Annotated in this window: 12 protein-coding genes; all 12 read left to right on the plus strand. The window is 31.0% G+C overall.

The window, feature by feature from the left end; genetic code table 11:
- Window positions 1-33: 33 nt before the first annotated feature.
- The 12 genes from OREMA_RS0115585 to OREMA_RS0115640 all read left to right on the plus strand — a co-directional run bounded on the left by OREMA_RS0115585 (window position 34) and on the right by OREMA_RS0115640 (window position 14,717).
- A complete protein-coding gene (locus tag OREMA_RS0115585) occupies window positions 34-1,038 on the plus strand; it encodes an aspartate-semialdehyde dehydrogenase (RefSeq protein WP_018250183.1) in 1,005 nt (334 codons plus the stop codon).
- Window positions 1,039-1,052: 14 nt separating this feature from the next.
- The gene (gene dapG / locus OREMA_RS0115590) at window positions 1,053-2,291 is read left to right on the plus strand and encodes an aspartate kinase (RefSeq protein WP_018250184.1); all 1,239 of its coding nucleotides are present in this window, start codon (window positions 1,053-1,055) and stop codon (window positions 2,289-2,291) included.
- Between the two features lie 17 nt (window positions 2,292-2,308).
- Window positions 2,309-3,190 (plus strand): 4-hydroxy-tetrahydrodipicolinate synthase, encoded by an 882-nt coding sequence (gene dapA / locus OREMA_RS0115595; RefSeq protein ID WP_018250185.1) that lies wholly within the window; start codon window positions 2,309-2,311, stop codon window positions 3,188-3,190.
- A gap of 164 nt (window positions 3,191-3,354) precedes the next feature.
- Window positions 3,355-4,428 (plus strand): IS30 family transposase, encoded by a 1,074-nt coding sequence (locus OREMA_RS0115600; RefSeq protein ID WP_018248668.1) that lies wholly within the window; start codon window positions 3,355-3,357, stop codon window positions 4,426-4,428.
- Window positions 4,429-4,876: 448 nt separating this feature from the next.
- A complete protein-coding gene (locus tag OREMA_RS0115605) occupies window positions 4,877-6,544 on the plus strand; it encodes a ribonuclease J (protein ID WP_018250186.1) in 1,668 nt (555 codons plus the stop codon).
- A gap of 377 nt (window positions 6,545-6,921) precedes the next feature.
- On the plus strand, window positions 6,922-7,809 hold the full coding sequence (locus OREMA_RS17960; RefSeq protein ID WP_018250187.1) for a ClpP family protease: 888 nt from the start codon (window positions 6,922-6,924) through the stop codon (window positions 7,807-7,809).
- Window positions 7,809-8,027 (plus strand): YlzJ-like family protein, encoded by a 219-nt coding sequence (locus tag OREMA_RS17965; RefSeq protein WP_018250188.1) that lies wholly within the window; start codon window positions 7,809-7,811, stop codon window positions 8,025-8,027. The genes OREMA_RS17960 and OREMA_RS17965 overlap by 1 nt, the downstream gene beginning before the upstream one ends.
- 242 nt (window positions 8,028-8,269) lie before the next feature.
- Complete coding sequence (locus OREMA_RS0115620; RefSeq protein ID WP_018250189.1) at window positions 8,270-9,202, plus strand: Na/Pi cotransporter family protein; 933 nt, start codon at window positions 8,270-8,272, stop codon at window positions 9,200-9,202.
- A 29-nt stretch (window positions 9,203-9,231) separates the two neighbouring features.
- Window positions 9,232-9,999, plus strand: coding sequence for an undecaprenyl-diphosphatase UppP (gene uppP / locus OREMA_RS0115625; RefSeq protein WP_018250190.1), 768 nt, complete (start codon window positions 9,232-9,234; stop codon window positions 9,997-9,999).
- Window positions 10,000-10,211: 212 nt separating this feature from the next.
- Window positions 10,212-12,566 carry an FtsK/SpoIIIE family DNA translocase gene (locus tag OREMA_RS0115630; RefSeq protein WP_018250191.1) on the plus strand — a complete coding sequence of 785 codons (2,355 nt, stop codon included), beginning with the start codon at window positions 10,212-10,214 and terminating at the stop codon, window positions 12,564-12,566.
- Between the two features lie 181 nt (window positions 12,567-12,747).
- A complete protein-coding gene (locus OREMA_RS0115635; protein WP_018250192.1) occupies window positions 12,748-13,485 on the plus strand; it encodes a GntR family transcriptional regulator in 738 nt (245 codons plus the stop codon).
- Window positions 13,486-13,553: 68 nt separating this feature from the next.
- The gene (locus OREMA_RS0115640) at window positions 13,554-14,717 is read left to right on the plus strand and encodes a BMP family lipoprotein (RefSeq protein ID WP_018250193.1); all 1,164 of its coding nucleotides are present in this window, start codon (window positions 13,554-13,556) and stop codon (window positions 14,715-14,717) included.
- Window positions 14,718-14,766 lie beyond the last annotated feature (49 nt).

Consider the following 14,766-nt stretch of genomic DNA (forward strand, 5'->3'; position numbering starts at 1 on the left):
TTCTAAACTAAAATAATTTGGGAGGTATTGAGTATGAAGAAGTATAATGTAGCGGTAGTAGGTGCAACTGGAGCAGTAGGTAGAGAGATGTTGAAAATTTTAGAAGAAAGAGATTTTCCTTTTGATAATTTAAAGCTTTTAGCAAGTGAAAGATCTGAAGGTAAAAAGTTAACTTGTAAAGGTGAAGAGTATGTTGTGGAAGCAACTACTCCAGAATCTTTTGAAGGTGTAGATATTGCATTATTTAGTGCAGGAGGTGGAGTTAGTAAGAAATTTGCTCCTGAAGCAGCAAAAAGAGGAGCTGTTGTTGTTGATAATAGTAGTGCCTGGAGAATGGATCCTGAGGCTCCTTTAGTAGTACCTGAGGTAAATCCAGAGGATATTTTTAAGCATAAAGGAATTATTGCTAATCCTAACTGTTCTACAATTCAAATGGTAGCAGCTTTAAAGCCTATTTATGATAAAGTTGGAATTGATAGAATTGTAGTATCCACATATCAGGCTGTATCTGGAACTGGGAAAGCTGCTATAGATGAATTAAGAGAGCAGGCGAAAGCTATTTTAGCTAGTGAAAAAGCTGAATCTAATGTATATCCTTATCAAATTGCTTTTAATGTATTGCCACATATTGATATTTTCTTTGATGATGGCTATACTAAAGAGGAAATGAAAATGGTTAACGAAACTCAAAAAATTATGGGTGATGATAGTATTAAGGTAACGGCTACAGCTGCTAGAGTGCCGGTTGTTTATGGTCATGCTGAAGCTGTTAATATAGAAACAAAAGAAAAATTAACTGTCTCAGAGGCTAAAGAATTGTTAGATAATGCTCCTGGAGTAAGAGTAGTAGATAAACCAGAAGAGTTAGCTTATCCAATGCAAATAGATACTGAAAGTACTGATGATGTATTGGTCGGTAGAATCAGAGAAGACAATACAATTGAAAAAGGCTTAAATCTATGGATTGTTGCTAATAACTTAAGAAAAGGAGCCGCTTTAAATACAATTCAAATTGCTGAGAGGCTGATTGAAGGATAAAGTGGGGTGAGTGAATGCCTAATATAGTAGTTCAGAAATTTGGAGGTTCATCTGTAGCAACTGATGAAAGAAGAGAGCAAGTAATTGATAAGATTATAAATGCTATAAATCAGGGCTATAAACCTGTTATCGTAGTATCTGCAATTGGAAGAGAAGGAGCACCTTATGCTACAGATACTTTAATTAATTTTGCTCAAGGTGTTTATGATACAATAGAACCTAGAGCAAAGGATTTATTGATGTCTTGTGGAGAGATTATCTCTACTGTAATTATTGCTCAAGCTTTGAGAGCTAGAGGTTATGAGGCTGAGCCTTTAACTGGTGCTCAAGCTGGCATTATAACTGATGAAAATTTTGGAGACACTAGAATTAAGGAAATTAATGCACGGCGCATATTAGATATATTAGATTCTAATCAAATTCCTATTATAGCAGGATTTCAAGGGGTTTCAGAAAATGGAGAAATCACTACTTTAGGTAGAGGTGGATCAGATACTACTGCTTGTGCACTAGGAGCTGCTTTACATGCAGAAATGGTGGAAATTTATACTGATGTTGAAGGTGTAATGACAGCAGATCCAAGAATAGTACCAAATGCTAAAACTCTAAAACATGTTACTTATAATGAAGTCTGTGAATTGGCTTATCAAGGTGCTAGAGTTATTCACCCAAGGGCTGCAGAAATAGCTATGAGAGAAAGGGTGCCAGTAATTGTGAGATCAACCTTTAGTGATGCTCAGGGTACAGTGATTTCTGATGTTTTTAAGCAGGAAGAGGTAGAGATAAAAGGAGATAGACCAGTAAGTGGAGTGACAAGTAGATCCAATTTATCATTTGTTAAAGTTTTTCCTAAAGATCATGAAGGACCATCTACACTTTTAGAAAGTACTAGTGTATTAGGTTGCTTTCGAATTTTAGCTGAAGGAAATATTAGTGTAGATTTTATTAATGTTAGACCTGAAGTTATTACCTTTATGATTAATAAGGACACAGTAGAGAAAGCTTGTGGTCTATTAAATGAAAGTAATTACCAGTATGAAGTCTTCAATGATTTTGTAAAAATATCTGTTGTTGGAGCAGGAATGACAGGAGTTCCTGGTATTATGGCTAAAGTTGTAGAAGCATTAACAGAAGCAGGTATTTCTATTTATCAAACTACAGATTCACATACAACTATTTCTTGTTTAATTAGGGATGAGGATGAAGAGAGTGGATTATGTGCTTTACATGATTATTTTGGATTAGGTGATTAGAAGTTGGAGGTGTTTATATGAGCTTTGGTGAAGTATTAACTGCAATGGTTACACCCTTTAAAGAAGATCTAACGGTAGATTATGATCAGGCTCTAAAATTGGCTGAATATTTAGTTAGTAATGGTTCTGATGGTTTGGTGATTTTAGGTACTACTGGTGAAGTACCTACCTTAACTATAGAAGAAAAAGAGAGATTATTAAAATTAATAGTAGAAACTATTGGTGATAAAGCTACTATAATTGCTGGAACTGGCTCTTATTCTACTCAAAAGAGTATTGAGTTTAGTAAGAAGGCGGAGGAAATTGGAGTAGATGGTGTTATGCTTGTAACTCCATATTACAATAAGCCTCCACAAGCTGGGTTATATAATCATTTTAAATTAATTGCTAAAGAAATTGATTTACCTGTGATGCTTTATAATGTACCTGGTCGTACTAGTAGAAATATAGAAGCAGAAACTATAGCGAAATTGGCAGAAATAGAGAATATAGTTGCAGTCAAAGAAGCAAGTGGAGATATTGATCAAGCAATTAAGATTAGAAGTTTAACTGATGATAGTTTTAAGATCTACAGTGGTGATGATAGTTTAACTTTGCCGATATTATCTATTGGTGGAGAAGGAGTAATTAGTGTTGCTTCTCATTTGGTTGGTAATCAAATAAAAACTATGATCGGTGATTTTAAGGCTGGTAAACTTCAATCTGCTGCTAAAACAAATGCTAAGCTTAATCAATTGTTTAATACAATGTTTATTACTACTAATCCAATACCTATTAAGGCTTCCTTGAATTTATTAGGTAAGAATGTTGGTGGATTGAGACCACCGTTAGTAAATCTTGATTCAAAGCTTGAGGCTAAATTAAAAGATACTTTGGATAGTTATGGCTTTTTTGATTAAGTTTAGAAAAAATTATAAAAATTATTAAGAACTATTAAGAAATAAATAAAGAAGCATTGTATAATTAAATGCACAGGTAGATCAAAAAATAAAAAGTGACACATAGAAATACCTCATATATAATGTTAAATAACCACAAATAACATAAAGTGAGGTATTAAAATATGTGTCAAAATAATTATAACAGAAAAAGTAAAAAAGGAAAACACCTAACTTTGGAAGATAGGAAAATAATAGAGCATTTATATAATATTCAAGGTAAGAAAGATAAGGAGATCGCAAAAGAGTTAGGAAAACATAGAACAACAATAAGTAGAGAGCTTAAGAAAGGTGAATTAAAATTATTAAATTCTGATTATACGACAAGAATAGAATATGATGCTGAAATAGCGCAAAAAGTCTATGATAAAAATGCTACAGCTAAAGGAACTAAGATAAAAATAGCTAAGGAACATGAGTTAGCAAGATTTATAGAAAGAAAAATAAAACAAGATAAATGGTCTCCAGAAGTAATTGCTAATCAAATACAGGAAGATGAAAGATTTGAAATTAAGCTACATTGGAAAACAATATACAATTATATAGACAAAGGTATCTTGATGGTAAATAGAGATGAGTTAGTCTATGGTAATTATAAAAAATCTAAAGGTACTAAAAGACAAGAAAAGGAATCAACTAAGAGGAGAAAAGATGGCAGAAGGATATCAGATAGACCTGAGGAAGCTAATAAAAGAACAGAGTTAGGTCATTGGGAAATGGACTTAGTAGAAGGTAAAAAAGGAAAAGGAGAGCCATTCTTACTAGTTTTAACAGAAAGATATAGTCGAAAAGAGATAATAGAAAAAATATCTAATAAGACTCAAGAAGCAGTTATAAATGGATTAGATCGAATTGAAAGAAGAATAGGTGTAAGAAGGTTTAGAGAGTTATTTAAGACGATAACAACAGACAACGGGCGGGAATTTTATGATTATGAAGGAATAGAGACTTCATTTACAGGAAGTAATATACCAAGAACTAATCATTACTATGCTGATGCCTATTGTTCTTGGCAAAGAGGTAGTAATGAAAATTTAAATAAGATGATTAGAAGGTTTTTGCCAAAAGGAAGCAGTTTTAAAGATATTAGTACGAGTGAGGTTAAAAATATTCAACAATGGATGAATAACTACCCAAGAAAGATGTTTGATTTTAAAACTTCGAATGAAGTTTTTGAAAATAAATTAAAAGTAGCTTAAAAGTTTATATTATATGGGGTATAAGTGTTTCACAAAAAAACGTGCATTTTATATTGCAATTCTCAATTTATTTAAAAAACTAAACTTTACTTGTATTTATGTCCAAAATAATTTATAATAGAAAATAGAGTAATTAGTACGGGACATTATAATATCTTCTTAAATAAAAAATAAAGAGAATAAGGACTAGCGTTAATTACAGTTTATTTCATGTTTTATGCAGAATATTTTTCTATAATAGGTTAATTTTATTGAGTTTAATATATGTTTTAGATTAATTATATATGAAATTTACTGATATAAGGGAATTTTAATAACTACATTAAAAATTATTAATGCAATTCGCTTATCTATAAAATATAAAGCGCGGGATAAGAAAAAATTTAGAATATTATAATAGAATACTATAAATAATTAAGTTAATATCGTGGAGGTGTTTGTTAAATAAATGTCAAACAATAGAATAGGAGAAGTTACAGTTATTCCTTTAGGGGGTCTAGGGGAAATCGGTAAAAATATGATGGTAGTAGAAGCAAACAATGAGATCCTAATAGTAGATGCCGGGGTTAAGTTTCCTGAGGATGAGTTATATGGGGTGGATTTAGTTATTCCAGATATCTCATACTTGGTTAAGAATAAGGAAAGAATAAAAGGAATTGTACTTACTCATGGTCATGAAGACCACATAGGAGCATTGCCTTATGTATTAAAAGATATAGATGCACCTGTGTATGGAACCAAGTTAACTTTAGGATTGTTAAGTGGAAAGCTTAAGTCACATAATATGTTAGCTGATACTTATTTAAGGCATGTATATCCGGGCCATTCAGTAGAGATTGGATCTTTTAAAGTGGAATTTATAAGAGTAAATCACAGTATTGCTGATTCATGTGCTTTGGCTATCCATACTCCAGCAGGTCCTCTAGTTTATGCTAGTGATTTTAAATTTGACCAGACCCCAATTGATGGTAAGATGGCAGATATACACAAATTAGCTGAATTAGGAGATGAAGGAGTACTAGCATTATTTTCTGATAGTACCAATGTAGAGCGTGAAGGATTTACTATGTCAGAACGAGAGGTTGGTAAGACTATCGAGGATAGTTTTGTTGAGGCAACCCAGAAGATATTTATTGCTAGTTTTGCTTCTAATATTCATCGGATTCAACAAGTTTTTGATGCTGCAGTCAAATATGATCGTAAAGTAGCTTTAAGTGGTCGTAGTATGATTAATAATGTCCATATAGCTCTAGAATTAGGGTATTTAAATATTCCAGAAGGTCTTTTAATAGATCTTAAGGATATAAATAGATTACCTGACCACAAAGTTGTTTTATTAATGACAGGTAGTCAAGGAGAAAGAATGGCTGCTTTAACTAGAATGGCAAGGGGAGATCATCACCAAATTAGTGTTGAGAAAGGTGATACAATTGTTGTATCTGCCACAGCTATTCCGGGAAATGCTAAAGCTGTAGGGAGAACAATTAATCAATTATTTAAACGTGGGGCTAATGTGATTTATGAAGCATTATCTGGAGTTCATGTTTCTGGTCATGCAAGCCAGGAAGAGCTTAAATTAATGTTGAATCTAACTCGACCAAAATACTTCTTCCCAGTTCATGGAGAATATCGTCATTTACATTTACATGCTAAATTGGCACAGAGTGTAGGAATTCCAAAGGAAAATATATTTATTCCAGACTTAGGAGATAGAGTTACTTTAAGCCAAGATAGCGGTTATATAAATGGTAGTGTTCAAGCTGGAAGAGTATTAATAGATGGTTTAGGTATTGGAGATGTAGGAAGTGTTGTTTTAAGAGATAGAAGATTACTTTCTGAAAATGGTATTTTAATGGTAGTTGTTACAATTAATAAAGAAGGTAAAGTATTAGCTGGTCCTGATATTATTTCCCGTGGATTTGTTTATATTAGAGAGTCTGGAGAGTTGATTAATGATGCTACTAAACAAGTAGAAAAGGCTCTTTCAGAATGTGAAGATAATAATGTTACGGAATGGTCTACTTTGAAATCTAAGATAAGAAGCGCTTTAGATAGTTTCTTATATAATAGAATTAAGAGAAGACCGATGATTTTACCGATTATAATGGAAGTATAAATAAAAAAGTAGTTAGCTTTTTAGCTAACTACTTTTTTCATTTTTTGTATTTCAAATAAAAATCCCTTGATATATAGATTTAATTAAAGTTTAAAAAATGAGAAAGTTGGTTTTCAAAAAATAAATCCAATTAAAATTAATAAAAAATATTTCTTGTTAAATTTTTATGGATATATTTTAAATCTATAGAACTTAGAATTAAAAAACTAAAAAACATATAAATTATAAGTTTTTAAAATAAGACTACCATTTTTTAAAATAATAAAAAAGAATATAAAGCATAAATTTAATCATACTAAATAATAAGAAATAATAGGATTTTAAAAAATCCTAAATTTAAATTTGAAACATCTATATAATAGGGAGGGTGATAGAGTTTGGGTAAATTAATAGTAAAAGATCAGAATATTCCTAATCCTGGAGGAGTTCCAAGAATAAACCCCAAAAATCCAAAAAAGGCTAAACCTAATAAAGCAGCAACAATAAAAAATCAATTACAAAGCTTAAAGCAACTAGGGCAAAATAATCTTCCACCAAAGGTTGAAAGTGATATCCATACTTTAACAATTGTTGGACAAATTGAAGGACATGCTGTCTTATCTCCTAAGAATAAAACAACTAAATATGAACATTTAATTCCTCAATTAGTTGCTATTGAACAGAATGAAAAGATTAAAGGGTTATTAGTTATTCTTAATACAGTGGGTGGAGATATCGAGGCTGGATTAGCAATTTCAGAGATGCTAAGCAGCTTATCAAAACCTGTAGTATCTTTAGTTTTAGGTGGTGGGCATAGTATTGGTGTACCAATTGCTACTGCAGCTGATTATTCGTTTATAGCTGAAACTGCTACAATGATTGTTCATCCAATTAGGTTAACAGGAATGGTAATAGGAGTACCTCAAACTTATGATTATCTTGATAAAATGCAAGAAAGGATAATTAGATTTGTATCTAATAGTTCTAAAATTAGTGAAGATAGATTCAAAAAGTTAATGTTTGAAACAGGAGAGTTGGTAAGGGATGTTGGTACAGTTTTGGTTGGAGAACAAGCAGTTAAAGAAGGAGTGATTAATGAAGTTGGTGGCTTAGGGCATGCTATGAAGAAGTTACGTAGCTTAATAGATGTTGATAACCCTAAAGCGGAAAAAGATTGTGAATGTACTGCACAAGAGCTTGAAGAAGGCAGTTGTGATTGTAGTTCTGAAAATGAAGTATTAAAGGCACGTCAGAGTGTTATTGAGGCTTTAGAAGGTGATGATTAATGCATTATTCAATATTTGTAGATGGCCTATGGCCAGATGAAGATTTTGAAATAGAAGAAAGAATGGAATTAAACTATGATGGAGTAACAATGGAGGTTAAGATAGATTCTGCTAACTCTGGGGAAATAATTAGAGTTATTAGTTCTGACCCTAATGATTATCTTAACCAACAATATCAACCAGGGACAAAGATTGAATTTAAACCAGTCTTTTTATAATATAATAAAAGCTTGTCCAAGATATCTTGGACAAGCTTTTATTATATTATTGTAATAGAAGTTCTTTTTAATACTTATATGATTATATTGTAATTATTCAATAAAGTATTATTAAGTAGGCTAAGTTAGTAATTGAAAAACAAGTTCTATTTATTGTTGTTGGAATAAAATATATGTTATAATATAGGACTAGAGTGTATATTAATTTAGAAAGGAGTGATACAGAGAGGAGAATGTATTAAATGATATTTATCCTTATCGGAAAGCTTATTTTAGGACTAATTTTATTTTTGTTAGGAATGGAAAGTGTTAAAGATAGTTTTTATAAAGCATCGGGTAAAAGATTAGAATATTTATTAAAATCGCTAACTAATAATATTTTTATAAGTATTATAACTGGTATGATAGTTACTATGGTTATTCAAAGCAGCAGTGCTACTACAGTAATTATTATTAGCTTAGTTAATGCTAATTTACTATCTCTTGAACAAGCTTTTGGAGTAATTATGGGTGCTAATATTGGAACAACAATTACAGTACAGTTAATATCTTTTAGATTAGAAGAGTACTTATGGGTAGTGATAATTTTAGGAATAATAATTTACTTGTTATATTATTTTAGTAGAAAGAAAAGCTTGATGTACATAGCAAGGGGAATATTAGGTTTTGCTGTTTTATTTGTTGGATTAGAAATACTAAGCAATATTATAAGTGATTTTAAAGACTTAGATGTTTTTTTGAATCTATTATCATATCTGAGTCTTAAACCTATGTTGGGTATTTTGCTAGGTCTAATAATTACTGCTATTATCCAAAGTAGTAGTGCTTTGACAGGAATAATTGTTGTTTTAGCAAAGGCAAATATGATTAATTTAAATTTAGCAATAACCTTAGCTTTAGGAAGTAATATTGGGACTTGCATTACAGCATTTATAGCTTCCTTAGGAAGTTCAAAGATTGCTAAAAGAGCAGCTTGGGCCCATATCTTATTTAATAGTTTCGGTGTTTTAGTCATTATTCCCATACTAACTTTGTTTGTAAATGTTATTACATTAACTAGTGATAATTTAGCTAGACAGATTGCTAATGCTCATACAGTGTTTAATATTTTCAATACTGTACTAGTCTTACCGGTTAGAGGTGTATTTATTAAGTTAATAAAAAATTATATATAAGTGAAGGTTTATTTATAAGGAGGAGAAAAATGGATTTGATTAAAGTAATTATTTTAGGAATAGTACAAGGTATAACAGAATTTTTACCAGTTAGTAGTTCAGGACATTTAGTTATTTTTCAACATTTTTTAAATGTTAATGAAGGCTTAACTTTAGATGTTTTTTTACATTTTGGTACTTTATTAGCGGTAGTAGTTGTTTATTGGGATGATATTTTGGGGATGATTACTTTGAAGGAGGAATATAGAAAGTTAACTTATTATGTGATTTTAGGCTCAATACCTGCGGGTATAATTGGTATTTTATTTGAAGATATATTTGAGCAATTATTTAATACTGTAAAGGTTGTAGGATTTACTTTGTTGGTTACAGGTTTATTGTTGTGGCTGTCAGATAGAATTACAAATGAGAAAAGATATTTAAAAGATATGAAATTAAGTGATTCAATGGTCGTAGGTTTTGCTCAAGCTTTTGCTATTATACCTGGTATTTCTCGTTCTGGTTCGACTATAGTAGCGGGATTATTTAAAGGATTGGATAGAAAGTTAGCGGCTAAGTATTCTTTCTTATTATCTGTACCAGTTATTGGTGGGGCTACTTTATTACAGGTCAAGGATTTAATGACTGTGGGTTTAGCTAATAACACTATAACACAATTAGTTTTGGGTACGGTAGCTTCTGCTATAGCTGGGTATTTTTCAATTAAATTATTATTAAAGCTAGTAAATAAAGAGAAGTTAAGTGTATTTGCATATTATTGCTGGTTTTTAGGTTTGATAATTATTTTATTTTTGTAGTATGTTGTTTGAATTATTCTAAGATTGTGCTATAAGAATAATATTCAGAAAAATTTAATAGTTGTGTTTGATTCTATTAGAGAACAGTATGGAATTCGTTTTATAATTTTATTTTTACCTGAGATTATATCTAGAGTATGAAATATTATAAAAGATATTTAGCAGGAAAATGATAGGTAAAAATAGAATTAAGTACTCAGAGGTGAAAAAGGATGAAAGAAACTTTAAAAGAGATTTTTAATAAAAGAAAATATGAATTTTGTGGTATTGTTTTAATAGTAATGGCTATTTTGATTCTTCTAAGCCTTTGGTCTAATGACGTAGGGGTTGTAGGTAATATATTGAATCAAGGATTTAGATATATTATTGGTCAAGGAGTTTATGGGATCCCTGCTATTTTGGCTTTTTTAGGATTAACTATGATTTATAGAAGTAAAAATAAGATAGGCTTTACTCCTAGGACGATAGGATTTATAATAATCTTTTTAGTTACCTTAGCAGTTATTCATCTTAAAATCGAACATCCTCTAGAATTAAAGTTTGCTTTAGAAGGAAAAGGTGGAGGATTAATAGGGGGAGTATTTGTATACATATTAAGAAAGAGTTTTGCTGAATATGGTACATATGTTCTTTTATCGGCTTTTGCATTAGTGGGAATATTATTGGTTTTAGATGTATTATTAGTAAATGTTTTTCTTAAGTGTAAAGAAAATTTTAAAAAGTTCATAGGACTTTTTGCTAAAAGTTCTACTAAAGATAAGAATAAATCCACTAAGAAGATAATATCAAAAGAGAAGAATAATAATGAGAAGAAATCTAAGGTGAGGTTATTTATTGATAAATTTAAAAGATCAGGAAATAGTAATAAGAAGAAGAGTACAAAACAAGAAGAAAATAACACAACCAAGAAGAGTAACAAAAGTAAACAGAGAAAATATAATCAGCCAGTTAAGAAGATGATTAATTCAAATAAAAAAGAAAAAAGTAAAAAGAACAATTCAAATGATACAATAAATTCTGCTTTTAAAGAAGTTGCAGTTAATAGTGAGCAAAAAGTTACAAGAAATAAAATTGTAATAGGGCAAGATGATTCCCCTAAAAAGAGAATTAATAAAAGAATTGAGAGTAAGGAAGTTATGCAGCCACATTTGGATTTGGATGAATATCAATTACCTCCTTTATCTTTGTTAGATGAGGCAGAAGACAGAGATATTGAAATCATTGATAAGGCAGATGTTTTAAGGCATACTTTAGATAGTTTTGGTGTGCAAGCAGAGGTAAGTGATGTTAATTATGGTCCAACAATTACCAGCTATGAGATTCAACCTGCTCCAGGAGTAAAGGTTAGTAAGATTGTTAATTTAGCAGATGATATTGCGCTTTCATTAGCAGCACCTGATGTAAGAATTCAAGCTCCTATTCCTGGTAAAGCTGCAGTAGGAATTGAAATTCCAAATGATCAACAGTCTGTGGTTACATTACGTGAAATGTTAGAATCACCTGAATTTCAAAATGCAAAATCTAAGTTGACGATGGCTTTAGGAAAGGACATAGGTGGAAGAACTGTAGTTGCTGATTTAGGAGATATGCCTCATATGTTAGTAGCAGGATCAACAGGATCTGGAAAGAGTGTTTTTATTAATACTGTAATCAATAGTATTCTGTACAAGTCTACTCCAGATGAAGTTAAATTCTTATTAATCGATCCTAAGATGGTAGAGTTTAGTGCTTATCAAAAAATACCTCATTTAGTAGCACCAGTGGTTACTGATTCTAAAAAAGCAGCAACAGCTTTGCGTTGGGTTGTTCAAGAAATGGAAAATAGATATGAGTTGTTTGCAGGTACTGGAGCAAGAGGAATCGATAGCTATAATAACAAACTAAAAGAAGAAGGAAGCGATCCGTTGCCTTATGTTGTGGTAATTATTGATGAGTTAGCAGATTTAATGATGGTTGCTGCTAAGGAAGTAGAAGATGCTATCTGCCGTTTAGCACAAAAGGCTCGTGCTGCAGGAATTCATCTGATTTTAGCTACACAGCGCCCTTCTGTTGATGTTATTACAGGATTGATTAAAGCTAATATTCCTACAAGAGTTTCTTTCTCATTGTCATCTCAGGCAGATTCTAGAACTATTTTGGATACAGGAGGAGCAGAAAAGCTATTAGGTAAGGGTGATATGTTATTCTCTCCAGTTGGTTCTAATCAACCTAAGAGATTACAAGGAGCATTTATTTCTGATCGGGAGCTGCAACAAGTAGTATCCTTTGTTAAAGAGCAAAAGAAGCCAGAATATGCCGAAAAGATTGCTAAGATAAAAGAAAAGAATATTAAAATTGAACTTGATGATGAAAAAGATGAATTATATGAGAAAGCAGTCAAGTTAGTTGTAAAAAATAGAGCTTCTATATCTATGTTACAAAGAAAATTACGAATTGGTTACAATCGAGCAGCACGTATGATTGACAGAATGGAAAAAGATAATATAGTAGGAGAATATAGGGGTAGTAAAGCTAGAGAAGTTTTAATAAAAGAAGAAGATTTAAACAAGATTTTGGGGAAAAATTAGCTGAATTGGATTGAATTAATACTGGATTAATGTTAAAATATAGTCGTTTGTTAGACATCTGTCTAATTTACATATACTTATGAGCTTTTTATTTATAGCTTTAGAGAATTTTTGCTGATCTCAATAGTCTGCTAGGTAGATTTAATATATTAATATAACCTTATCTTTAGGGAGTGGTTAAATGAGTATTATAAAAAAAGATTCTAGACCATTATATATGCTAGTTAAAGAGAAAATTGACGAAAAGATAGAACAAGGAGATTATAAGCCCGGAGATAGGCTTCCTTCAGAATCGAAGTTATCAGAGAATTTTGGGGTTAGTCGTGCTACTTTAAGAGAAGCATTAAGAGTTTTAGAAAAAGAGGGTAAGGTTAATCGTCAACAAGGGATAGGTACTTTTATTACAGAAAAAGCAGCATTGTTCAAGAGTGGTATTGAGGAATTAAATAGTATTACCAAGACTATAGAGTCTATGGGTTTAAAAGCTGGTACAATTGAGCTAGAATTAGAATTAAAAAAAGAAGCATCTAATTTAGCAAAAGAATTTGATTTATCACCTGAAGAAAAATTAACTATTTTACATAGAACTAGAACAGCTAATGGCGAAGCAGTAGCTTATTGTAAGGATTATTTGCCTTCTAAGCTATTACCAAAAGATTTCAATAAAGATAGAATAACAACTTCATTATTTGAATTTCTACAGAATGAAGTTAATATATATATTACTTATGCTGTTGCAGATATTATTCCTGTTATAGCTGATGATTTTTTAGCTGAGAAATTAGAATTAAAGGTTGGAGATCCAATCTTATTATTAAAGCAGATGCATTATGATGATCGAGATAATCCAGTCTTATATTCTAAAAATTATTTCAGAAGTGATAAGTTTGAATTCCATGTTTTACGTAATAGAAGATAGTAATTTAGTTAAAACTATTCTTAAATTAAATGAATGTAGTTAAATCAAATTTTAAGGGGGTAATTTCAATGTCAAAAAGGAATTTAATTATTGTATCATTATTGCTAGCTCTTTCTTTATTAGTTGGATGTGCTGGTGGAGGGCAGCAAGATGCTCAAAAGAAGGACACAAATCAACCAGCAGGAAAAGAAGATTCTCAGTTAAGAGTAGGAATTGTATTATCTAGTGGAGGTAAAGGAGATAAATCTTTTAATGATTCATCATTACGCGGGCTAGATAGAGCTAAAGAGGAAGGGATTATTGCTGATTATAAATATATTGAGCCTAAACAAGTAGCAGCTGCAGAAAAAGGTTTAAGATTCTTAGCTCAAAATAATTATGATTTAGTTATTGGTGTAGGATTTATGCAAAAAGATGCTGTAGATAAGGTGTCAAAAGAATTTCCTGATACTAAATTTGCGATTATTGATGATGTTGTAGATAATGATAATGTAGTTTCTTTAACTTTTAAAGAACATGAAGGTTCTTTCTTAGCTGGAGCTTTAGCAGCACTGTTAACAACACATGAAGAGGTTGAAGGTATCAATAAAGAACAATTAGTTGGTTTTATAGGTGGAATGGATTCTCCATTAATTCATAAGTTTGAATTAGGTTATACTTCTGGTGTTGATTATATAAATCAAACAGAAGGAACAAATGTAGAGGCTAGAATTGCTTATACTGGAAGTGATCCTTCTGCGTTTAATAATCCTGCAAGAGGTAAAGAAATTGCATTAGCTCAGTATAATGCTGGAGCAGATATTATTTATCATGCTGCTGGTGGTACTGGTATTGGATTATTTAAAGCTGCTGCTACAACTGGACATTATGCAATTGGAGTTGATTCTGATCAAGATTGGAATGAACCTGGTTATATTCTAACAAGTATGCTAAAGAAAGTTGATAATGCAGTTTATTCAACAGTAAAAGCATTAAAAGAAGGGAATTTTGAAACTGGACTTAAAGATTATGGGTTAGAAGAAAAGGGTGTTGCTTTAACTCCATTATCTGAAGTAGGTGTTACTGCTAAAGCTGCTGAAAAGTCAGGAGATATTACAGCTGATGATGTAGCTAAGATTAAAGCTTTAAAGGATAAGATACCAGCTGATATTAAAGATAAAATTGAAGCAATTAAAGAAAAAATTATATCTGGTGAGATTGAAGTACCAAACTATTTGACCCAGAATAAATAAACAAATACAGGGTAACTTAAGAGTAGTTGTTAGGTGATATTATCTGGCA

Source organism: Orenia marismortui DSM 5156 (genome assembly GCF_000379025.1).
Lineage (GTDB): Bacteria > Bacillota > Halanaerobiia > Halobacteroidales > Halobacteroidaceae > Orenia > Orenia marismortui.

What these genes read in the sequence shown, in the direction of transcription:
- OREMA_RS0115640 (WP_018250193.1), top strand. Translation starts at nt 13,554, where the DNA reads ATGTCAAAAAGGAATTTAATTATTGTATCATTATTGCTAGCTCTTTCT.
- OREMA_RS0115635 (WP_018250192.1), top strand. Translation starts at nt 12,748, where the DNA reads ATGAGTATTATAAAAAAAGATTCTAGACCATTATATATGCTAGTTAAA.
- OREMA_RS0115620 (WP_018250189.1), top strand. Translation starts at nt 8,270, where the DNA reads ATGATATTTATCCTTATCGGAAAGCTTATTTTAGGACTAATTTTATTT.
- dapA (WP_018250185.1), top strand. Translation starts at nt 2,309, where the DNA reads ATGAGCTTTGGTGAAGTATTAACTGCAATGGTTACACCCTTTAAAGAA.
- uppP (WP_018250190.1), top strand. Translation starts at nt 9,232, where the DNA reads ATGGATTTGATTAAAGTAATTATTTTAGGAATAGTACAAGGTATAACA.
- OREMA_RS0115600 (WP_018248668.1), top strand. Translation starts at nt 3,355, where the DNA reads ATGTGTCAAAATAATTATAACAGAAAAAGTAAAAAAGGAAAACACCTA.
- OREMA_RS0115585 (WP_018250183.1), top strand. Translation starts at nt 34, where the DNA reads ATGAAGAAGTATAATGTAGCGGTAGTAGGTGCAACTGGAGCAGTAGGT.
- OREMA_RS0115630 (WP_018250191.1), top strand. Translation starts at nt 10,212, where the DNA reads ATGAAAGAAACTTTAAAAGAGATTTTTAATAAAAGAAAATATGAATTT.
- OREMA_RS0115605 (WP_018250186.1), top strand. Translation starts at nt 4,877, where the DNA reads ATGTCAAACAATAGAATAGGAGAAGTTACAGTTATTCCTTTAGGGGGT.
- OREMA_RS17965 (WP_018250188.1), top strand. Translation starts at nt 7,809, where the DNA reads ATGCATTATTCAATATTTGTAGATGGCCTATGGCCAGATGAAGATTTT.
- dapG (WP_018250184.1), top strand. Translation starts at nt 1,053, where the DNA reads ATGCCTAATATAGTAGTTCAGAAATTTGGAGGTTCATCTGTAGCAACT.